Raw genomic sequence first — 21590 nt, 5'->3', positions numbered from 1 at the left:
GGTGTTGACGCTGCAAGGGTCTATACGCATAATGCGCCCCGCAACGCCGATAAGGTAACGCGAAAAAAAGATGGCTACGTAGCTCAGTTGGTTAGAGCACATCACTCATAATGATGGGGTCACAGGTTCGAATCCCGTCGTAGCCACCATCTTTTTTGCGGGAGTGGCGAAATTGGTAGACGCACCAGATTTAGGTTCTGGCGCCGCAAGGTGTGCGAGTTCAAGTCTCGCCTCCCGCACCATTCCCAGGTAAGCGTTGCACGGATGGGGTATCGCCAAGCGGTAAGGCACCGGTTTTTGATACCGGCATTCCCTGGTTCGAATCCAGGTACCCCAGCCATATTTCTTCGATCATGCGGTTCTCCGCGGTATTGGGGTATCGCCAAGCGGTAAGGCACCGGTTTTTGATACCGGCATTCCCTGGTTCGAATCCAGGTACCCCAGCCATATTTCTTCGATCATGCGGTTCTCCGCGGTATTGGGGTATCGCCAAGCGGTAAGGCACCGGTTTTTGATACCGGCATTCCCTGGTTCGAATCCAGGTACCCCAGCCATCGAAGATTGCAGTACTGGCTACGTAGCTCAGTTGGTTAGAGCACATCACTCATAATGATGGGGTCACAGGTTCGAATCCCGTCGTAGCCACCATATTTATGTTATCGAATACGATTCGGTAAACTGAACATTGTTGGGGTATCGCCAAGCGGTAAGGCACCGGATTCTGATTCCGGCATTCCGAGGTTCGAATCCTCGTACCCCAGCCACTTTAAAGTCGTTAAGCAGTTTGTTTAACGCAATTGGGGTGTCGCCAAGCGGTAAGGCTCTGGTTTCTGATACCAGCATTCCGGGGTTCGAATCCCTGCACCCCAGCCACTTAAAACAAAAAAGCCCGCTCTGCGGGCTTTTTTGTTTTTGTTGCTCAGAATAGTGCGGCCTGATGCCCTCACCCTAACCCTCTCCCACGGGGCTGAGGGATCCCCAGTAATTTTTTTATGCAGAAGCAATAAAGTTGCTTTCTAAATGACTGAGGGCTGTCAGCGATGCCCTGGTCCGGCTGTAAATCGCTGAGGCGTTTGCCTTCCGGCCGGGGCGAGGCGCAGGGATGCGCCGAGAGGGCGGCTTTACAGGGACGTTGCCTCCGCCCGTACCCGATAAGCCGGAAGGAATAAGCCGAGGGCACCGCGAAGCGGCGATTTACCGCCGGGAGCCCGGGTCGCCAGGGTGGTGGCGACTGAGCCACCCTGGCACGTTCACCGCTCATGTCGTTACAGAGTAGCAAGGAACATAAAGTGAACGGAATGACCCCCACCGCCGTATATTCCCCTCACCCTAACCCTCTCCCCGGAGGGGCGAGGGGATTGCTCAGTGCTCGCATTAATTTGTGGGGAACCCTCAGCCCACGGGGAGAGGGAATAAAGATTAGAGTCCGAGGGCGTATTTCAGTGCCTGACGCTTCAGACCACCGGCACGTTCCGCTGCCATCAATCCAATATTGCGCAATATCCGCACCGGGCCAACATCATTGCTGAACCCGGCATAGAACAGATCCATCCCCGACTGCATAATGAAGTTATCCTCCATACGGCGCGTCTGGTAGCGCTTCAGTACCTCATGGCTGGCCCAGGCTTCCGCGTGGGCGCGAGCGTTACCCAGCACATCCAGTAACGCATCGACGTCACGGTATCCCAGGTTAACCCCCTGCCCCGCCAGCGGATGAATGGTGTGCGCCGCGTCTCCCACCAGGGCCAGCCCTTCACGGGCATACTGCAACGCATGGCGTCGCATCAGCGGGAATGCGCCAGCGGCAACCGGGGTCACGTTACCCAGACGGCGCGGGAAGTGCTGGCGGATTTCGCGCTGCAACTGTTCCATGGACAGCCCCTGCAAATGTCGAATACGCGCCGGTTTGTCGTACCACACCAGCGAAGCCCAGTTATCAAACAACGGTAAGAATGCATGCGGGCCGTTCGGCGTAAAATGCTGCCAGGTGCTTTCGCCCGGCGCGTTTTCTGACTGCACGGTGATCAGCATGCAGGATTGCTGATACTGCCAGGCATGGATCCCAATGCCTGCCATCTGCCTGACCTGCGAGTTCGCGCCATCCGCCCCCACCACCAGCTTTACGGCCAGCTCATCGTCGTTATCCAGCGTCAGGAGATATCCACCTTCATGACGATGCAGGGCTTTCAGCGAGTCCGGAACGCGCAGCGTCACCTTCGGGTGCGCCTCCAGCGCCTGCCAGAGTGCCTGCTGGAGCACGTTGTTTTCCACCATATAGCCCAGGCGCGGCAGTTTCAGCTCGGCGGCGTCAAACGAGACGTGAGCATTTTCCCACTCCCAGGTTTCAAGACGGCTGTAAGGGTGCGCGCGCATCGCCAGCACCGCCTCCCAGACGCCCAGCCCGCGAAGCAGATCAACAGAGGACGCGCTGATGGCGGAAATACGCACGTCCGGTTGGCTGGCAGGATCGAATACCGGCGGAGCCGCCTGTTCAATAACGGTTACGTCAAATCCCTGCTGCGCCAGCCCCAGCGCCAGTGCGCCGCCGACCATACCGCCGCCAACAACGGCAACTTCGGTGTTCAGGAGTGTCATGGTCACTATTCCTTATTGGAGAATACCTTAAGTTTACCGGATTTTTGCGGCCCTGAGGTTGACAACCTTCATACTGGTCACAACCGCACCAAAGCATTACAATACGCGGCTTGCAATCCTGAGCTGAGCAAGTCGATGACTAAAAAACTCCATATAAAAACCTGGGGCTGTCAGATGAACGAATACGATTCATCGAAGATGGCCGATCTGCTGGATACCACCCACGGATACCAGCTGACTGAAAATGCGAAAGAAGCCGATGTGCTGCTGCTGAACACCTGTTCAATTCGTGAAAAAGCACAGGAAAAAGTCTTTCATGTGTTAGGCCGCTGGAAGCTTCTCAAACGGAAAAATCCGGACCTGATCATTGGCGTGGGTGGCTGCGTCGCATCGCAGGAAGGTAAGCTGATCCGCCAGAGAGCCCCCTATGTGGATATCGTTTTTGGCCCTCAGACCCTTCACCGCCTGCCAGAGATGATTAATCAGGTTCGCGGCAGCCGTAGCCCAGTGGTTGACGTGAGTTTCCCGGAGATCGAGAAATTTGACCGTCTGCCAGAGCCGCGCGCTGATGGCCCGACCGCCTTCGTCTCCATCATGGAAGGCTGCAACAAATACTGTACTTACTGCGTGGTACCTTACACCCGCGGTGAAGAAGTGAGCCGCCCGGCAGACGATATCCTGTTTGAAATCGCGCAGCTTGCCGCGCAGGGCGTTCGCGAAGTGAACCTGCTGGGCCAGAACGTGAACGCCTGGCGCGGGGAAAACTACGACGGCACCACTGGCAGCTTTGCTGAACTGCTGCGTCTGGTGGCGGCGATTGACGGCATTGACCGCATTCGCTTTACCACCAGCCATCCGATGGAATTTACCGACGACATTATTGACGTCTATCGCGATACGCCAGAGCTGGTGAGCTTCCTGCACCTGCCGATCCAGTGCGGCTCTGACCGCGTGCTGAACCTGATGGGTCGTCCACATACGGTGCTGGAGTATAAGTCCACCATCCGCAAGCTGCGTGAAGCACGCCCGGATATCCAGATTAGCTCCGACTTTATCGTCGGCTTCCCTGGCGAAACCGCTGATGACTTCGAGCGCACCATGAAGCTCATCGGCGAGGTGAATTTCGACGTCAGCTACAGCTTCATCTTCTCAGCACGCCCGGGCACCCCAGCGGCCGATATGGTTGACGATGTGCCGGAAGAAGAGAAAAAGCAGCGTCTGTATATTTTGCAGGAGCGTATCAACCAGCAGGCCAACGCCTGGAGCCGTCGTATGCTCGGCACTGTCCAGCGTATTCTGGTGGAAGGCACTTCCCGTAAGAGCATCATGGAACTGTCTGGTCGAACCGAAAATAACCGCGTGGTGAATTTTGAAGGCACCCCGGACATGATTGGTAAGTTTGTGGACGTCGAGGTTGTCGAAGTGCTCACGAACTCGCTGCGCGGGAAGGTGGTACGCACTGAGGACGAAATGGGTCTGCGTATTGCACAGACTCCGGAATCCGTTATCTCTCGCACCCGTAAAGTCAACGATTCTGGCGTAGGTATTTACCAGCCCTGATCCCTCTGGCCTGCCTGTCCGGCAGGCCTTGTATTTCCTCTCATCACCCCCAATATCTACCGCAACGCTTGCGCCTTTATTCTATGGCGTGAATAATTTCGGTAATGACCGTTTTATTACGCCGTGTGGCCACAGGTCAGTTAACCAAATAAAGAGGAACAGTTTGAACATAGATACGCGTGAAATTAGCCTTGAGCCCGCAGACAACGCTCGCCTGCTGAGCCTGTGCGGGCCGTTTGATGACAACATCAAACAACTGGAGCGACGTCTGGGTATCGAAATCAATCGTCGCGATAACCATTTCAAACTCACCGGACGCCCAATCTGCGTCAACGCCGCGGCAGATATTCTCCGCAGCCTGTATGTTGATACCGCCCCGATGCGCGGTGAGATCCAGGATATTGAACCTGAACAGATCCACCTGGCCATCAAAGAGGCGCGCGTGCTTGAGCAGAGCGCGGAAAGCGTGCCGGACTATGGCAAAGCCATCAACATTAAAACCAAACGCGGCGTGATTAAGCCTCGTACCCCGAACCAGGCACAGTACATCGCCAACATTCTCGACCATGACATCACCTTTGGCGTGGGTCCGGCGGGTACGGGTAAAACCTATCTGGCCGTTGCTGCTGCTGTCGATGCGCTTGAGCGTCAGGAGATCCGCCGTATCCTGCTGACCCGCCCTGCTGTAGAAGCCGGTGAGAAACTCGGCTTCCTGCCGGGCGATTTAAGTCAGAAAGTGGACCCCTACCTGCGCCCGCTGTACGACGCGCTGTTCGAAATGCTCGGCTTCGAGAAAGTTGAAAAGCTCATCGAGCGTAACGTGATTGAAGTGGCCCCGCTGGCCTACATGCGTGGGCGTACACTTAACGACGCGTTCATCATTCTGGATGAGAGCCAGAACACCACCATCGAACAAATGAAGATGTTCCTGACGCGTATTGGCTTTAACTCGAAAGCGGTTATTACCGGTGACGTCACCCAGATTGACCTGCCGCGTAACACCAAATCGGGTCTGCGTCACGCCATCGAAGTCCTGGCCGAGGTAGAGGAAATCAGCTTCAACTTCTTCCACAGTGAAGACGTGGTACGCCATCCGGTGGTCGCGCGTATCGTTAACGCTTATGAGGCCTGGGAAGAGGCAGATCAGAAGCGCAGGGCCGAACAGGCCGCAGAACGTAAGCGCGAAGCGCAGGAGCATGAACAGAAATGAGTCAGGTGATCCTCGATTTACAGCTGGCCTGTGAAGATAATTCCGGCATGCCAGAAGAGGCACAGTTTCAGAAATGGCTGGATGCCGTTATCCCCCAGTTTCAGGAAGAATCAGAGGTCACGATTCGCCTGGTGGATGAAGCAGAAAGCCATGAGCTCAACCTGACCTATCGCGGGAAAGATAAGCCGACCAATGTGCTCTCTTTCCCATTCGAAGCCCCTCCGGGCATTGAGATGCCGCTGCTGGGCGATCTGATCATCTGCCGTCAGGTGGTTGAGCAGGAAGCCAAAGAGCAGCAAAAGCCGCTGGAAGCGCACTGGGCACACATGGTGGTGCACGGTAGCCTGCATCTTCTGGGTTACGACCATATTGAAGATGACGAAGCGGAAGAGATGGAATCCCTCGAGACAGAGATAATGCTTGCTCTGGGCTATGAGGATCCGTACATTGCCGAGAAAGAATAGTCAGTCACTGACTACCATGTCGCCGCGCAGGGACATAGCGCGGCGGTTAACGTTGAACTAACAAGAGAACCCTTAACAAACGCCATGAGCGACGACAATTCACACAGTAGCGACACGACAACCACTAAAAAGGGATTTTTCTCCCTCATCCTGAACCAGCTTTTCCACGGCGAACCGAAAAACCGTGATGAACTGCTGGAGCTGATTCGTGATTCCGGGCAGAACGACCTTATCGACGAAGATACGCGCGAAATGCTCGAAGGGGTGATGGACATCGCCGACCAGCGCGTCCGCGACATCATGATCCCCCGCTCGCAGATGATTACCCTGAAACGCAACCAGACGCTGGACGAGTGCCTCGATGTGATTATCGAATCGGCTCACTCACGTTTCCCGGTCATCAGCGAAGACAAAGATCACATCGAAGGGATTTTGATGGCGAAAGATCTGCTGCCGTTTATGCGCAGCGATGCCGAAGCCTTCAGTATGGAAAAAGTGTTACGCCCGGCCGTGGTTGTGCCGGAAAGTAAGCGTGTGGATCGGATGCTGAAGGAGTTTCGCTCCCAGCGCTATCACATGGCGATTGTTATTGATGAATTTGGTGGCGTTTCCGGTCTGGTCACAATAGAAGACATCCTTGAGCTGATCGTGGGCGAAATCGAAGATGAGTATGACGAAGAAGAGGATATCGACTTCCGTCAGCTGAGCCGCCACACCTGGACCGTGCGCGCGCTGGCCTCCATTGAAGACTTCAATGACACCTTTGGCACCAGCTTCAGCGATGAAGAAGTGGACACCATTGGTGGTCTGGTGATGCAGGCCTTCGGCCATCTTCCGGCCCGCGGTGAAACCGTTGACATCGATGGTTACCAGTTCAAGGTCGCAATGGCTGACAGCCGACGTATTATTCAGGTTCATGTCAGAATGCCGGACGACTCACCGGTGCCAAAACTGGAAGATTAATGTAAATGGCATTTGCCCCACTCTTTGAACGCCAGCGCGTCCGTTTGCTGCTGGCGCTGTTACTCGGAGCCAGCGGTACGCTGGCTTTTTCTCCTTACGATATCTGGCCAGCCGCTATTCTCTCCCTGATGGGGCTACAGGGTCTTACCCTGAATCGTCGTCCGGTACAGGCCGCGGCCATAGGCTACTTCTGGGGGCTGGGGCTGTTTGGCTCTGGTATCAACTGGGTCTACGTCAGTATCGCGCAATTTGGCGGAATGCCGGGGCCGGTTAACGTCTTCCTGGTTGTGCTGCTCGCCGCCTATCTTTCGCTCTACACTGGCCTGTTCGCCGGTATTCTATCTCGTCTGTGGCCTAAAACGACCTGGCTGCGCGTCGCGATAGCGGCTCCCGTTGTCTGGCAAATCACCGAATTTCTGCGCGGCTGGGTACTGACCGGCTTCCCGTGGTTGCAGTTCGGCTATAGCCAGGTGGACGGCCCGCTGAAAGGTCTGGCTCCCGTCATGGGCGTGGAGGCGATTAACTTCCTGCTCATGGCGGTCAGCGGCCTGCTGGTGCTGGCTCTGGTGACACGTAACTGGAAGCCGCTGGTTGCCGCGTTAATCCTGTTTGCCCTGCCTTTCCCACTGCGTTATATCCAGTGGTTCACGCTGGAGCCCGCGCGCGCCACGCAGGTTTCTCTGGTCCAGGGCGATATCCCGCAGTCCCTGAAATGGGATGAGAATCAGCTGCTGAACACGCTGAAAATCTACGCCAACGCCACTGAAAAGGTGATGGGCAAATCGCAGCTCATCATCTGGCCTGAGTCTGCGATCCCGGATCTGGAGATCAATCAGCAGCCCTTCCTGAAGATGATGGACGATCTGCTGCGCGCGCGCGGCAGTACGCTGATTACCGGAATTGTGGATGCGCGTCTCAATCAGCAGAACCGCTATGACACGTACAACACGATCATTACGCTCGGTAAGGACAGCGAATACAGCTATACCTCCACCAATCGTTACAACAAAAATCACCTTGTACCGTTTGGCGAATTTGTTCCGCTGGAGTCTATTCTGCGCCCACTGGCACCGTTCTTTGACCTGCCGATGTCCTCATTCAGCCGGGGCCCTTACGTTCAGCCGCAGCTGCATGCGCACGGTTTTGCCCTGACGGCCGCTATTTGCTACGAGATTATCCTCGGCGAGCAGGTGCGCGATAACTTCCGCCCGGACACCGACTATCTGCTGACCATCTCAAACGATGCGTGGTTCGGTAAATCGATCGGCCCGTGGCAGCACTTCCAGATGGCACGAATGCGTTCTCTGGAGCTGGCACGTCCGCTGTTGCGCAGCACCAATAACGGCATCACCGCCGTGATTGGCCCGCAGGGTGAAATCCAGGCCATGATCCCGCAGTTCACCCGTGAGGTGCTGACCACGAAAGTGACGCCAGCTACGGGCCTGACGCCTTATGCGCGCACCGGGAACTGGCCGCTGTGGATCCTGACCACGCTGTTCGGTTTTGCCGCCGTAGTGATGAGCCTGCGTCAGCGTCGTAGATAACCTGGCCTTCTGTTGCCGGGTGGCGGCTACGCCTTACCCGGCCTACTCTCCGGCGCAGCCGCCACCCGACAATTTCCTCCTAAACTTCAATTCTGGCACGCCTGTTGCTTTGTTTAATTACGCAAACGCTGTCTGGCTTAACGTGCAACCTTGTCGCACCAGCATGGATCTCCGGTAGCACCGAAACGGTGCAACGAGAGATTATTGCCTCTGAATGGTGCGGCGCGCTTCGCAAAAATAAACAATAACGCAGCAAAATCTTTACATTAAGCCAGACTAAATGTTAACAAGCTTGCATAACACTGCACTCGCATTGCGCGAGATATAACAACATCACAATGGGTATCAAAGCGTCACTGGCGCTGATAAGAAAGGAGTTGGGTATGCAATTACGTAAACTGGCCACAGCAATGCTGGTTATGGGAATGTCTGCGGGCATCGTTCACGCTGAAGACGCTCCGGCAGCAGGAAGCACTCTCGACAAGATTGCCAAAAACGGCGTGATCGTGGTCGGCCACCGTGAATCTTCTGTCCCGTTCTCTTACTACGACAACACGCAAAAAGTCGTGGGCTATTCACAGGATTACTCCAACGCCATCGTTGAAGCCGTGAAGAAAAAGCTGAACAAACCTGACCTGCAAGTGAAGCTGATCCCCATCACTTCACAGAACCGTATTCCTCTGCTGCAAAACGGCACATTTGATTTTGAATGTGGCTCAACCACCAACAACCTTGAGCGTCAGAAACAGGCCGCTTTCTCGGACACCATCTTCGTTGTAGGCACCCGCCTGCTGACGAAGAAAGGCGGCGATATCAAAGATTTTGCTGACCTGAAAGGCAAAGCGGTTGTCGTGACCTCCGGTACCACGTCCGAAGTGCTGCTGCACAAGCTGAACGACGAGAAGAAAATGGACATGCGCATCATCAGCGCGAAAGATCACGGCGACTCCTTCCGTACCCTGGAAAGCGGTCGTGCCGTTGCGTTTATGATGGATGACGCTCTGCTGGCAGGCGAGCGCGCCAAGGCGAAGAAACCAGACAACTGGGAAATCGTCGGGACTGCGCAGTCGAAAGAAGCTTACGGCTGTATGCTGCGTAAAGGCGATGAAGGCTTCAAAAAGCTGATCGATGACACCATCGCTCAGGCGCAAACCTCTGGCGAAGCGGCAAAATGGTTCGACAAATGGTTCAAGAACCCAATTCCACCAAAAAACCTGAACATGAACTTTGAACTGTCTGACGACATGAAAGCGCTGTTCAAATCACCAAACGACAAAGCTCTTAACTAACTAGAACGACAGGGGCGGGATCTCCTGCCCTCTCGATTGTCGGGAAGCATGGACAGACTATACGTTGAGTGGTCGTTCCCCACTCAGCGCAAAAATTGAGCTTCTCACCAATCTTCGAGGGTAGCGCTGCTACCCTCTTTTTTCTGGAGTTTACTATGTCAATTGACTGGAACTGGGGCATCTTTCTGCAACAAGCCCCGTTCGGCAACACCACCTATCTCGGCTGGCTGTGGAGCGGCTTTCAGGTTACCGTTGCGTTATCGATAACGGCGTGGATTATCGCGTTTCTTGTCGGTTCGCTGTTCGGTATTCTGCGTACCGTCCCTAATCGTTTTCTCTCTTCGATTGGCACGCTCTATGTGGAACTGTTCCGTAACGTTCCGCTGATCGTGCAGTTCTTTACCTGGTATCTGGTGATCCCGGAACTGCTGCCGGAAGATCTCGGCATGTGGTTCAAGGCCGAGCTGGATCCTAACGTACAATTCTTTGTCTCCTCCATGCTGTGTCTGGGACTGTTCACCGCTGCGCGCGTCTGCGAGCAGGTGCGTGCCGCCATACAGTCACTGCCACGCGGACAAAAGAATGCGGCACTGGCGATGGGCCTGACCCTGCCACAAGCCTACCGTTACGTACTGCTGCCTAACGCTTACCGCGTCATCGTTCCGCCGATGACCTCCGAGATGATGAACCTGGTAAAAAACTCGGCCATCGCCTCAACCATTGGTCTGGTAGATATGGCGGCGCAGGCGGGCAAACTGCTGGATTACTCCGCTCACGCATGGGAATCCTTCACGGCAATCACGCTCGCCTATGTTCTGATTAACGCTTTAATCATGCTGGTGATGAACCTGGTTGAACGCAAAGTACGCCTGCCGGGCAATCTGGGGGGCAAATAATGTACGAATTTGACTGGAGTTCCATTGTTCCCTCCATGCCTTATCTGCTGGATGGACTGGCGATCACCTTAAAGATCACCGTAATCGCCATTATCGTCGGTATTGTCTGGGGCACCCTGCTGGCAGTGATGCGCCTGTCGAGCTTTAAGCCGCTCGCCTGGTTTGCTACGGCTTACGTTAACGTGTTCCGCTCCATTCCACTGGTCATGGTGCTGTTGTGGTTTTACCTGATTGTTCCCGGCTTTTTACAGAACGTGCTGGGACTGTCGCCGAAAACCGATATCCGCCTGATCTCTGCCATGGTGGCATTCTCTATGTTTGAAGCCGCCTACTACTCCGAGATCATCCGCGCAGGTATTCAGAGTATCTCGCGCGGGCAGTCCAGCGCTGCGCTGGCGCTCGGTATGACGCACTGGCAGTCCATGAAGCTCATTATTCTGCCGCAGGCGTTTCGCGCCATGGTTCCGCTGCTGCTGACGCAGGGCATCGTCCTGTTCCAGGATACCTCCCTGGTCTACGTGCTGAGCCTGGCAGACTTCTTCCGTACCGCCTCCACCATTGGCGAACGTGACGGAACGCAGGTTGAGATGATCCTCTTCGCAGGCGGGGTCTATTTTGTGATTAGTTTAAGCGCATCGCTGTTGGTCAGCTGGCTGAAGAAAAGGACCGTATAATGATTTCCCTGAAAAATGTTTCTAAATGGTATGGGCACTTTCAGGTGCTGACCGACTGCTCAACAGAAGTGAAAAAAGGCGATGTGGTGGTGGTATGCGGCCCGTCCGGCTCCGGTAAGTCGACGCTTATCAAAACCGTTAATGGGCTGGAACCTGTCCAGCAGGGCGAGATTGTCGTTAACGGCACCAAAGTGAATGACCGCAAAACCAACCTTGCCCAGCTTCGCTCCCACGTTGGGATGGTGTTCCAGCATTTTGAGCTGTTCCCTCACCTCTCCATCATTGAGAACCTGACGCTGGCGCAGGTGAAAGTGCTGAAGCGTGATAAAAAAGCGGCGCGTGAAAAGGGGCTGAAGTTGCTGGAACGCGTCGGGCTGTCTGCGCATGCGGATAAGTTCCCTGCGCAGCTTTCAGGTGGCCAACAGCAGCGCGTGGCAATCGCGCGTGCGCTGTGCATGGATCCGGTGGCGATGCTGTTTGATGAGCCGACGTCCGCGCTCGATCCTGAGATGATCAACGAAGTGCTGGACGTTATGGTGGAACTGGCGCACGAAGGGATGACCATGATGGTGGTGACGCACGAAATGGGCTTCGCCCGTAAAGTGGCCAACCGTGTGATCTTCATGGATGAAGGGAAAATTGTTGAAGACTCACCGAAAGAAGAGTTCTTCGCAAATCCTAAATCTGAACGTGCAAAAGACTTCCTCGCCAAAATCCTGCATTAATCTTTTCAGTGCGCAATCTGTGGATTGCGCACTGCTTCACGCTTTAGATCTCTTTTTCTATTCGGCGTCACATCGCAGCGTTAACCTTGTCACAAATAATGCTAAGAATGGAGAACGCCATGGCACAGCCTATTATTCTCGACTGCGATCCGGGTCATGATGACGCGATCGCACTCGTCCTTGCTCTTGCCTCCCCTGAACTGGACGTAAAAGCTGTCACCTCCTCTGCAGGGAACCAGACGCCGGATAAAACCCTGCGAAATGTGTTGCGCATGTTAACGCTGCTAAAACGCACCGATATTCCGGTCGCAGGTGGCGCCATTAAGCCGCTAATGCGCGAGCTGATCATTGCGGATAACGTTCACGGTGAAAGTGGGCTGGATGGCCCGGCGCTGCCGGAGCCGGGTTTCGCACCACAAAACTGCACTGCCGTCGAGCTCATGGCGAAAGTTCTGCGTGAAAGCGCAGAGCCCGTGACGCTGGTGGCGACCGGCCCACAGACCAACGTAGCGCTGCTGCTGAACAGCCATCCTGAACTGCACAGCAATATCGCCCGTATCGTCATCATGGGCGGGGCAATGGGGCTGGGGAACTGGACGCCAGCCGCGGAGTTCAACATCTTTGTTGACCCGGAAGCCGCAGAAATCGTCTTCCAGTCGGGCCTGCCGATTGTGATGGCGGGGCTGGACGTTACCCACCGCGCACAAATTATGGCGCAGGACATCGAACGATTTCGTACTGTGGGTAACCCGGTTGCAACAACCGTGGCAGAGCTGCTCGATTTCTTTATGGAGTATCACAAAGCCGAGAAGTGGGGATTCCACGGCGCCCCGTTGCATGACCCATGCACCATCGCCTGGCTACTGAAGCCGGAAATGTTTACCACGGTCGAGCGTTGGGTTGGTGTGGAAACACAGGGGAAATATACCCAGGGAATGACGGTGGTGGACTATTACTCGCTGACGGGAAACAAGCCGAATACCACAGTGATGGTGGATATCGATCGGAAAGCGTTTGTGGATTTGCTGGCGGAGAGGCTGGCTTATTATTCTGCGGCCTGATGCCCTCACCCACAGGGAGAGGGAGCAGACACTAAAAGCGGCAACGACGTTGCCGTTTTGCTTTTACCTACGGCTCAAACGGCCGACGCTGGAACTGGTCGTGCCCGCATTTCGGACACAGCGACAGCACCTCCGGCGTATAAACGGCGATATGGTGGTGGCACTTCTCACACACAAGGTTCCCCAGCCCCACCACTTCGCCGCTGTGATAGACACCGTGGTGGTTTAAATCCTGGAACACCTCGCGCCACTCCAGTTGGGTTTTATCGGTAATATCCGCCAGCTCCTGCCACAGGCTCTCTTTAATTACCCGCATAAAAACACTGTCGGCGATTTCGTCCTGGCTCTCTTCATAGCTTCGCGCAAACTCTTCCAGGTCGCGGCGCACGGCGCGCGTCACCTCTTCCACTTCGGTTCGCGATAACTCACCCGTTTGCGTCACGCGTGCGCGTGCCTGTTCGACCAACGCGTCGATATCACGTTCGCCGTTACGCAGCCTTTCCGTCAGAGTCGCTACCAGTTCACGGTAAAATTGAGCAACCTTGTTCATCATTTTGCCTCCCGGGTAAGTAACTGTCTCTAATAATAGACCTTATTTCGTCGCCGCTTTGTCAGGTGAAGCACAGACCCGGTAAATTCCTGCAAAGTGCATTTGCGTGAAAGGCTGTTTTGACGCGGGCGTTTGGGCTATGCTATGCGGATCTGAATTACCACATCCATTGGCTACATTTGTAGCTGTATTGAACACAGGACCACTGGCTGCCATGCAAGAGCAATACCGCCCGGAAGAGATAGAATCAAAAGTCCAGCAACACTGGGACGAGAAGCGCACCTTTGAAGTAACCGAAGACGAGAGCAAAGAGAAGTATTACTGCCTGTCGATGCTTCCCTATCCTTCTGGTCGACTACACATGGGCCACGTGCGTAACTACACCATCGGTGACGTGATTGCACGCTACCAGCGTATGCTGGGCAAAAACGTACTTCAGCCTATCGGCTGGGATGCGTTCGGCCTGCCTGCTGAAGGCGCGGCGGTGAAAAACAACACGGCACCGGCTCCGTGGACGTACGACAACATCGCGTACATGAAAAACCAGCTGAAAATGCTGGGCTTTGGCTATGACTGGAGCCGCGAGCTGGCAACCTGTACCCCGGAATACTACCGCTGGGAGCAGAAGTTCTTCACCGAGCTGTATAAAAAAGGCCTGGTCTACAAGAAAACGTCCGCCGTTAACTGGTGCCCGAACGACCAGACCGTTCTCGCGAACGAGCAGGTTATCGATGGCTGCTGCTGGCGCTGTGACACCAAAGTAGAGCGTAAAGAGATCCCGCAGTGGTTTATCAAAATCACCGCCTACGCTGACGAACTGCTGAACGATCTGGATAATCTGGATCACTGGCCTGACACCGTTAAGACCATGCAGCGCAACTGGATCGGCCGTTCCGAAGGTGTGGAAATTACCTTTAACGTAGAAAACTACGACCAGACGCTGACCGTCTACACCACCCGTCCGGACACCTTCATGGGCGCGACCTACCTGGCCGTGGCCGCAGGTCATCCGCTGGCGCAAAAAGCGGCGGAAAACAATCCGGAGCTGGCGACCTTTATCGACGAATGCCGCAACACGAAAGTGGCCGAAGCCGACATGGCGACGATGGAGAAAAAAGGCGTTGATACCGGCTTCAAAGCGATCCACCCGCTGACGGGCGAAGCGATACCTGTCTGGGCCGCCAACTTCGTACTGATGGAATACGGCACAGGCGCCGTGATGGCCGTGCCGGGTCACGATCAGCGCGACTACGAATTTGCCACCAAATACGGCCTGACCATCAAGCCTGTTATTCTTGCTGCTGACGGCTCTGAACCCGATCTCTCTGAGCAAGCGCTGACTGAAAAAGGCACCCTGTTTAACTCCGGTGAGTTCAGCGGCCTGAGCTTCGAAGAGGGCTTCAACGCCATCGCCGACAAACTGGCCTCCCTGGGCGTGGGCGAGCGTAAAGTGAACTACCGTCTGCGCGACTGGGGCGTTTCCCGTCAGCGTTACTGGGGTGCGCCAATCCCAATGGTGACCCTGGAAGACGGCACCGTGATGCCAACGCCGGAAGATCAACTGCCGGTGATCCTGCCGGAAGACGTGGTCATGGACGGCATCACCAGCCCGATCAAAGCCGATCCTGAGTGGGCAAAAACCACCGTCAACGGTCAGCCAGCGCTGCGTGAAACCGACACCTTTGACACCTTTATGGAATCCTCCTGGTACTATGCGCGCTACACCTGCCCGCAGTATAAAGAAGGCATGCTGGATTCCGATGCTGCAAACTACTGGCTGCCGGTAGACATCTATATCGGTGGCATTGAACACGCCATCATGCACCTGCTCTACTTCCGCTTCTTCCACAAACTGATGCGTGACGCAGGCCTGGTCAACTCCGACGAGCCGGCAAAACAGCTGCTGTGTCAGGGTATGGTGCTGGCAGATGCGTTCTACTACGTTGGCGCGAACGGTGAACGTAACTGGGTTTCTCCGGTTGATGCGATTGTGGAGCGCGACGAGAAAGGCCGTATCGTGAAGGCGAAAGACGCCGAAGGTCATGAACTGGTTTATACCGGCATGAGCAAGATGTCCAAGTCTAAAAATAACGGTATCGACCCGCAGGTGATGGTTGAGCGTTACGGCGCTGACACCGTGCGTCTGTTCATGATGTTCGCCTCCCCGGCAGATATGACGCTGGAATGGCAAGAATCCGGCGTTGAAGGGGCAAACCGCTTCCTGAAACGCGTCTGGAAACTGGTTTACGAGCACACCTCACAAGGTGATGCGCCAGCGCTGAACGTGGCTGCACTGAGCGAAGATCAGCAGGCGCTGCGTCGTGATGTTCATAAAACCATTGCGAAAGTCACCGATGATATTGGTCGTCGTCAGACCTTCAATACCGCAATTGCGGCTATTATGGAACTGATGAACAAGCTGGCAAAAGCCCCGCAGGACGGCGAGCAGGATCGCGCGTTAATGCGCGAAGCGCTGCTGGCGGTCGTTCGCATGCTGAACCCGTTCACGCCGCACGTTAGCTTCACCCTGTGGCAGGAGCTGAAAGGCGAAGGCGATATCGATAACGCGCCGTGGCCAGTGGCGGATGAATCCGCTATGGTGGAAAACACCACGCTGGTTGTGGTGCAGGTTAACGGTAAAGTGCGCGGTAAAATTACCGTCGCGGTCGACGCAACCGAAGAACAGGTTCGCGAGCGCGCAGGCCAGGAGCATCTGGTCGCGAAATACCTTGAGGGCGTTACCGTACGTAAAGTGATCTACGTACCCGGTAAACTGCTGAATCTGGTCGTTGGCTAAGCGCGGGAGGAAACGTGCGACACCTGGCAACAATACTCTTATCTCTGGCGGTGCTGGTCACCGCTGGCTGCGGCTGGCACCTGCGCAATACCACGGCAGTGCCTGCTCAGATGAAAACAATGATCTTCGACTCATCCGATCCGAATGGACCGCTGAGCCGGGCCATTCGTAACCAGCTGCGTTTGAACGATGTTGAGCTGATCGAGAAGGGAACCCTGCGTCAGGATGTTCCTTCGCTCCGCGTCCTGAAATCAACGCTGTCACAAGACACGGCATCGATCTTCCAGGATGGACGAACCGCGGAATATCAAATGGTGCTTACCGTTGATGCGGCCGTTTTAATGCCAGGTAAAGATATTTACCCTATCAATACCAAAGTCTACCGCTCGTTCTTCGATAACCCGCAGACGGCCCTGGCAAAAGACGCCGAACAGCAGATTATCATCAAGGAAATGTATGATAAGGCCGCGGAGCAACTGATCCGCAGACTGCCTGCCATTGCCGCGTCGACGAAAAAAGGCGCTGACGTTATCGAAACACCGGATGCCAGCACGCCGGATATGCCAACGTCGCTGGGTAACTGATGATCAGGTTGTATCCTGAACAACTCCGCGCGCAGCTCAACGAAGGGCTGCGCGCGGCCTATCTGCTACTCGGCAATGACCCCCTGTTACTTCAGGAAAGCCTTGATGCGGTTCGCCATGCGGCAGCCGCGCAGGGTTTCGATGAGCATCATACGTTCCAGATCGATAACAGTACCGACTGGAACGCTATCTTCTCGCTTTGTCAGGCCATGAGCCTGTTTGCCTCTCGTCAGACAATCCAGATCGTGCTGCCAGAGAATGGTCCTAACGCGGCCATCAATGAACAGCTGACCATGCTGGTGAGTTTATTACACGGCGATCTGCTGCTTATCGTACGCGGTAACAAGTTCACGAAAGCGCAGGAAAACGCGGCCTGGTTTACCCAGCTTGCTACCAATGCGGTACTGGTCACCTGCCAGACGCCAGAACAGGCGCATCTGCCAAAATGGGTTGCCGCGCGCGCAAAGCTGCACAATCTGCAACTGGATGATGCCGCCAGCCAGCTCCTTTGCTATTGTTATGAAGGCAACCTTCTGGCACTGGCGCAGGCGCTGGACAGGCTCGCCCTGCTGTGGCCCGATGGCAAGCTGACGCTACCGCGCGTGGAACAGGCGGTGAATGATGCCGCGCACTTTACTCCCTTCCACTGGGTTGATGCGCTGCTGTCGGCGAAAAGTAAGCGAGCCCTGCACATACTGCAACAGCTGCGCCTGGAAGGGAGTGAGCCGGTCATTCTGCTCCGCACGCTCCAGCGCGAATTACTGCTGCTGAACAACCTTAAACGTCAGTCGGCACATACGCCCCTGCGCGCCTTATTCGATAAACATCGCGTCTGGCAGAACCGTCGGGCGATGACCACGGAGGCGATAAACCGCCTGAGCCAGGAGCAGTTGCGTCAGGCAGTGCAACTTCTGATGCGCGCCGAACTGACGTTAAAACAGGACTACGGCCAGTCTGTCTGGGCGGAGCTGGAGAGCCTCTCTTTGCTGCTCTGCCATAAGGCGCTGGCAGACGTATTTATCGATGGGTGATATGCATTCTTTACAGGCAATGTATGGCGGGACCTTCGACCCGGTACACTATGGGCATCTTAAGCCGGTAGAAATCCTCGCGAATTTGATTGGGTTGCAGCGGGTAATCATCATGCCCAACAATGTTCCTCCGCATCGTCCTCAGCCAGAAGCAACCAGCGAGCAGCGCAAAGCGATGCTCGCGCTGGCTATCGCAGATAAGCCTCTCTTCACGCTGGATGAGCGCGAATTGCGCAGGGATACCCCTTCCTGGACATCGCAAACGCTGCGGGAGTGGCGCGCTGAGCAGGGGCCCATGCAACCGCTGGCGTTTATCATCGGCCAGGATTCCTTGCTCAACTTTCCCAGCTGGTACCAGTACGAAACCATTCTGGAAAACAGTCATCTGCTGGTCTGCCGCCGTCCGGGCTACCCGTTGACCATGCGCGACGCGCAGCATCAGCAGTGGCTTGACGCGCATCTGACGGACAATATAGAAGACCTGCACAGTCTACCCGCCGGGAAAATTTACCTCGCTGAAACGCCGTGGTTTGATATTTCCGCGACCCTCATCCGCGAGCGTCTCCAGCAGGGTTTAGACTGTGACGATCTCCTGCCCTCGCCCGTGCTGGCCTATATCCACGCACACGGTTTGTATCAGAAAAGTACAGATGCCTGATCATCACCGGCGAAATTGTCTGTTAATGTTTATCCTGCCTTGACAGGCTAAGCCATACTGATATCCTCCGCTGCCAGACTTTCCCGCCGATCGCTGCTTTACAGAAATTGTTTTACAAAAATGGCGATGCAATCTCAGGCGGAGGGTGGGATGATACCCGCCTTCAAAAGCCGGGCGGTGACATTTGTCCCGCGACTGGCGTCAGTTCAGGTATACTGACTGGCCACGAATTCATAGTTGTACAATCTCATTCACCCAGGGGGAAAACTTGCAGGGTAAAGCACTCCAGGATTTTGTTATCGACAAAATTGATGACCTGAAAGGTCAGGACATCATCGCTATCGACGTTAAGGGTAAATCCAGCATCACCGACTGCATGATCATCTGCACCGGGACCTCAACTCGTCACGTTGTTTCGATTGCTGACCATGTTGTTCAGGAATCGCGCGCGGCAGGGCTGCTTCCGCTGGGCGTTGAAGGTGAAGCGACCGCTGACTGGGTGGTTGTCGATCTCGGCGATGTGATTGTCCACGTCATGCAGGAAGAGAGCCGTCGCCTGTATGAGCTGGAAAAACTCTGGGGTTAATGCGTGAAGTTGCAACTGGTCGCCGTCGGCACCAAAATGCCGGACTGGGTACAAACCGGTTTTACTGAGTATCTGCGTCGTTTCCCAAAAGATATGCCGTTCGAACTGGTGGAGATCCCAGCAGGAAAGCGCGGCAAGAACGCAGATATCAAACGTATTCTCGATAAAGAGGGAGAGCTGATGCTGGCTGCCGCAGGCAAAAACCGCATCGTGACCCTCGATATCCCGGGAAAACCCTGGGATACGCCGCAGCTGGCGCACGAACTGGAGCGCTGGAAGCAGGATGGTCGTGATGTCAGTCTGTTGATTGGCGGACCAGAGGGGTTATCTCCCGCCTGCAAAGCGGCAGCAGAACAAAGTTGGTCACTCTCGGCGCTGACGTTGCCCCACCCGCTTGTGCGGGTTCTCGTGGCAGAAAGTTTGTATCGCGCATGGAGCATCACTACCAACCACCCTTATCACCGCGAGTAATGACTGACCAGGGTAATTTAAGCAGCGGATGAAACTACAGAATTCTTTTCGCGACTATACGGCTGAGTCCGCGCTGTTTGTGCGCCGGGCGCTGGTCGCCTTTACGGGGATTTTGCTGCTTACCGGCGTGCTGATCGCCAACCTCTATAATCTGCAAATTGTCCGCTATACCGATTACCAGACCCGCTCAAACGAAAACCGTATCAAGCTGGTGCCCATCGCGCCCAGCCGCGGCATTATCTACGATCGTAACGGCACCCCGCTGGCGCTAAACCGCACCATCTACCAGATAGAGATGATGCCGGAGAAAGTGGATAACGTGCAGGATACGCTGAACGCGCTGAGAAGCGTTGTCGACCTGACTGATGACGACATCGCTGCGTTCAAAAAAGAGCGCGCACGTTCTCACCGCTTCACCTCTATTCCGGTAAAAACCAACCTGACGGAAGTGCAGGTCGCCCGTTTTGCCGTTAACCAGTACCGTTTCCCCGGTGTGGAAGTCAAAGGCTATAAACGCCGCTACTATCCTTACGGCTCCGCGCTGACGCACGTCATTGGCTACGTCTCCAAAATTAACGATAAAGACGTCGAACGCCTTGATAAAGACGGCAAGCTGGCTAACTACGCCGCAACCCATGATATTGGCAAGCTTGGGATTGAACGTTATTACGAAGATGTCCTGCACGGTCAGACCGGGTATGAAGAGGTTGAAGTTAACAACCGTGGCCGCGTGATCCGTCAGCTCAAAGAGGTTCCCCCACAGGCGGGACATGACGTTTATCTGACGCTCGACCTGAAGCTACAGCAGTATATCGAAACGCTGCTGGCGGGTAGCCGGGCCGCCGTAATCGTGACCGACCCGCGTACCGGCGGTATTCTGGCGATGGTTTCTATGCCAAGCTACGATCCGAACCTCTTCGTGGATGGCATCTCCAGCAAGGATTACTCCGGCCTGCTCAACGATCCAAACACCCCGCTGGTGAACCGCGCCACGCAGGGGGTTTATCCTCCAGCCTCAACGGTAAAACCGTATGTCGCCGTTTCTGCGCTGAGCGCGGGCGTCATTACCCGTAATACCAGTCTGTTTGACCCTGGCTGGTGGCAGTTACCTGGCTCTGAAAAACGCTACCGTGACTGGAAAAAATGGGGTCACGGCCATCTGAACGTGACCAAATCACTGGAGGAGTCGGCGGATACCTTCTTCTATCAGGTCGCCTACGACATGGGTATTGATCGTCTGTCTGAATGGATGAGCAAATTCGGCTACGGACATTACACCGGTATAGATTTGGCGGAAGAACGTTCCGGCAACATGCCAACCCGCGAATGGAAGCTGAAGCGCTTTAAAAAACCCTGGTATCAGGGTGATACCATTCCGGTGGGCATCGGCCAGGGCTACTGGACGGCAACGCCGCTGCAAATGAACAAGGCGATGATGATCCTCATCAACGATGGCGTTGTGAAAGTACCGCACCTGCTGCAAAGCACCGTAGAAGACGGCAAAAAAGTGCCATGGATACAGCCGCACGAGCCGCCGGTGGGTGACATTCATTCCGGGTACTGGGAAATCGCCAAAGACGGGATGTATGGCGTAGCCAACCGCCCTAACGGGACGGCGCACAAATATTTCGCTGGCGCACCGTATAAGGTTGCCGCGAAATCAGGTACGGCTCAGGTCTTCGGTCTGAAAGCGAATGAAACCTATAACGCACATAAAATTGCCGAACGTCTGCGTGACCACAAGCTCATGACGGCGTTTGCCCCTTATGATAACCCGCAGGTTGCGGTGGCGATGATTCTTGAGAACGGCGGCGCAGGCCCGGCGGTGGGTACCATCATGCGTCAAATCCTCGACCACATCATGCTGGGTGATAACAACACCGAACTGCCAGCTGAAAACCCGGCAGCCGCTGCGGCGGAGGACCAATAATC

Annotated in this window: 19 protein-coding genes and 8 tRNA genes; 25 read left to right on the top strand and 2 right to left on the bottom strand. The window is 55.2% G+C overall.

Features of this window, described 5'->3' with window-relative positions; genetic code table 11:
• Positions 1–72 precede the first annotated feature (72 nt).
• The 8 genes from ACOT0L_RS11840 to ACOT0L_RS11805 all read left to right on the top strand — a co-directional run bounded on the left by ACOT0L_RS11840 (position 73) and on the right by ACOT0L_RS11805 (position 873).
• Positions 73–149, top strand: a tRNA-Met gene (locus ACOT0L_RS11840).
• 8 nt (positions 150–157) lie between these two features.
• Positions 158–242 (top strand) — tRNA-Leu (locus ACOT0L_RS11835).
• Positions 243–265: 23 nt separating this feature from the next.
• Positions 266–340, top strand: a tRNA-Gln gene (locus tag ACOT0L_RS11830).
• A 32-nt stretch (positions 341–372) separates the two neighbouring features.
• Positions 373–447 (top strand) — tRNA-Gln (locus ACOT0L_RS11825).
• Between the two features lie 32 nt (positions 448–479).
• A tRNA-Gln gene (locus tag ACOT0L_RS11820) sits at positions 480–554 on the top strand.
• A gap of 17 nt (positions 555–571) precedes the next feature.
• Positions 572–648: transfer RNA gene (locus ACOT0L_RS11815), tRNA-Met, on the top strand.
• Positions 649–689: 41 nt separating this feature from the next.
• A tRNA-Gln gene (locus tag ACOT0L_RS11810) sits at positions 690–764 on the top strand.
• 34 nt (positions 765–798) lie between these two features.
• Positions 799–873: transfer RNA gene (locus ACOT0L_RS11805), tRNA-Gln, on the top strand.
• Between the two features lie 546 nt (positions 874–1419).
• On the opposite strand, the gene ubiF is transcribed toward ACOT0L_RS11805, so the two are convergent.
• Positions 1420–2595: a 3-demethoxyubiquinol 3-hydroxylase gene (gene ubiF, locus ACOT0L_RS11800; protein WP_126503705.1), complete on the bottom strand. Its 1176-nt coding sequence runs from the start codon at positions 2593–2595 to the stop codon at positions 1420–1422.
• A gap of 135 nt (positions 2596–2730) precedes the next feature.
• Between ubiF and miaB the strand changes: the two genes are divergently transcribed.
• From miaB to rihA, 10 genes are all read left to right on the top strand, one after another.
• Complete coding sequence (gene miaB / locus ACOT0L_RS11795; RefSeq protein WP_023299595.1) at positions 2731–4155, top strand: tRNA (N6-isopentenyl adenosine(37)-C2)-methylthiotransferase MiaB; 1425 nt, start codon at positions 2731–2733, stop codon at positions 4153–4155.
• Between the two features lie 163 nt (positions 4156–4318).
• Positions 4319–5365 (top strand): PhoH family protein, encoded by a 1047-nt coding sequence (locus ACOT0L_RS11790; RefSeq protein WP_126503703.1) that lies wholly within the window; start codon positions 4319–4321, stop codon positions 5363–5365.
• Positions 5362–5829 carry an rRNA maturation RNase YbeY gene (gene ybeY, locus ACOT0L_RS11785; RefSeq protein WP_003858677.1) on the top strand — a complete coding sequence of 156 codons (468 nt, stop codon included), beginning with the start codon at positions 5362–5364 and terminating at the stop codon, positions 5827–5829. The genes ACOT0L_RS11790 and ybeY overlap by 4 nt, the downstream gene beginning before the upstream one ends.
• A gap of 84 nt (positions 5830–5913) precedes the next feature.
• Positions 5914–6792 carry a CNNM family magnesium/cobalt transport protein CorC gene (gene corC, locus ACOT0L_RS11780; protein ID WP_003858679.1) on the top strand — a complete coding sequence of 293 codons (879 nt, stop codon included), beginning with the start codon at positions 5914–5916 and terminating at the stop codon, positions 6790–6792.
• Between the two features lie 5 nt (positions 6793–6797).
• Positions 6798–8336 (top strand): apolipoprotein N-acyltransferase, encoded by a 1539-nt coding sequence (gene lnt, locus ACOT0L_RS11775; RefSeq protein WP_126503701.1) that lies wholly within the window; start codon positions 6798–6800, stop codon positions 8334–8336.
• A 383-nt stretch (positions 8337–8719) separates the two neighbouring features.
• Positions 8720–9625 (top strand): amino acid ABC transporter substrate-binding protein, encoded by a 906-nt coding sequence (locus tag ACOT0L_RS11770; protein WP_022647438.1) that lies wholly within the window; start codon positions 8720–8722, stop codon positions 9623–9625.
• Between the two features lie 155 nt (positions 9626–9780).
• Positions 9781–10521 carry a glutamate/aspartate ABC transporter permease GltJ gene (gltJ, locus tag ACOT0L_RS11765; protein ID WP_126503699.1) on the top strand — a complete coding sequence of 247 codons (741 nt, stop codon included), beginning with the start codon at positions 9781–9783 and terminating at the stop codon, positions 10519–10521.
• Positions 10521–11195, top strand: a complete 675-nt coding sequence (gene gltK, locus ACOT0L_RS11760; RefSeq protein WP_022647437.1) for a glutamate/aspartate ABC transporter permease GltK — start codon at positions 10521–10523, stop codon at positions 11193–11195. The genes gltJ and gltK overlap by 1 nt, the downstream gene beginning before the upstream one ends.
• The gene (locus tag ACOT0L_RS11755) at positions 11195–11920 is read left to right on the top strand and encodes an amino acid ABC transporter ATP-binding protein (RefSeq protein WP_006809622.1); all 726 of its coding nucleotides are present in this window, start codon (positions 11195–11197) and stop codon (positions 11918–11920) included. Before gltK ends, ACOT0L_RS11755 begins: the two co-directional genes overlap by 1 nt.
• 119 nt (positions 11921–12039) lie before the next feature.
• On the top strand, positions 12040–12981 hold the full coding sequence (gene rihA / locus ACOT0L_RS11750) for a pyrimidine-specific ribonucleoside hydrolase RihA (protein WP_032624662.1): 942 nt from the start codon (positions 12040–12042) through the stop codon (positions 12979–12981).
• A 67-nt stretch (positions 12982–13048) separates the two neighbouring features.
• Here the strand turns inward: rihA and ACOT0L_RS11745 are convergent, their stop codons facing one another.
• Entirely contained in the window at positions 13049–13531 is a 483-nt protein-coding gene (locus ACOT0L_RS11745; RefSeq protein ID WP_032621827.1) for a zinc ribbon-containing protein, read from the bottom strand.
• A gap of 214 nt (positions 13532–13745) precedes the next feature.
• On the opposite strand from ACOT0L_RS11745, the gene leuS reads away from it, so the two are divergent.
• The 7 genes from leuS (at position 13746) to mrdA (ending at position 21588) form a co-directional block, all read left to right on the top strand.
• Complete coding sequence (gene leuS, locus ACOT0L_RS11740) at positions 13746–16328, top strand: leucine--tRNA ligase (protein WP_015571136.1); 2583 nt, start codon at positions 13746–13748, stop codon at positions 16326–16328.
• Between the two features lie 14 nt (positions 16329–16342).
• Positions 16343–16912: an LPS assembly lipoprotein LptE gene (gene lptE, locus ACOT0L_RS11735; RefSeq protein WP_022647432.1), complete on the top strand. Its 570-nt coding sequence runs from the start codon at positions 16343–16345 to the stop codon at positions 16910–16912.
• Positions 16912–17943 carry a DNA polymerase III subunit delta gene (gene holA / locus ACOT0L_RS11730; protein WP_022647431.1) on the top strand — a complete coding sequence of 344 codons (1032 nt, stop codon included), beginning with the start codon at positions 16912–16914 and terminating at the stop codon, positions 17941–17943. The genes lptE and holA overlap by 1 nt, the downstream gene beginning before the upstream one ends.
• Positions 17936–18601: a nicotinate-nucleotide adenylyltransferase gene (gene nadD / locus ACOT0L_RS11725; protein WP_023299589.1), complete on the top strand. Its 666-nt coding sequence runs from the start codon at positions 17936–17938 to the stop codon at positions 18599–18601. The genes holA and nadD overlap by 8 nt, the downstream gene beginning before the upstream one ends.
• A gap of 268 nt (positions 18602–18869) precedes the next feature.
• Positions 18870–19187, top strand: a complete 318-nt coding sequence (gene rsfS / locus ACOT0L_RS11720; RefSeq protein WP_003858696.1) for a ribosome silencing factor — start codon at positions 18870–18872, stop codon at positions 19185–19187.
• 3 nt (positions 19188–19190) lie between these two features.
• A complete protein-coding gene (gene rlmH / locus ACOT0L_RS11715; protein ID WP_003858701.1) occupies positions 19191–19658 on the top strand; it encodes a 23S rRNA (pseudouridine(1915)-N(3))-methyltransferase RlmH in 468 nt (155 codons plus the stop codon).
• Between the two features lie 28 nt (positions 19659–19686).
• Positions 19687–21588, top strand: coding sequence for a peptidoglycan DD-transpeptidase MrdA (gene mrdA / locus ACOT0L_RS11710; protein ID WP_015571138.1), 1902 nt, complete (start codon positions 19687–19689; stop codon positions 21586–21588).
• Positions 21589–21590 lie beyond the last annotated feature (2 nt).

This window comes from Enterobacter cloacae complex sp. XAL002 (assembly GCF_049236805.1).
In the GTDB taxonomy this organism is placed as follows: Bacteria; Pseudomonadota; Gammaproteobacteria; order Enterobacterales; family Enterobacteriaceae; genus Enterobacter; species Enterobacter intestinihominis.
The sequence above is the reverse complement of the archived record's forward strand: the minus strand, read 5'-3'. Positions and strand labels throughout refer to the sequence as shown.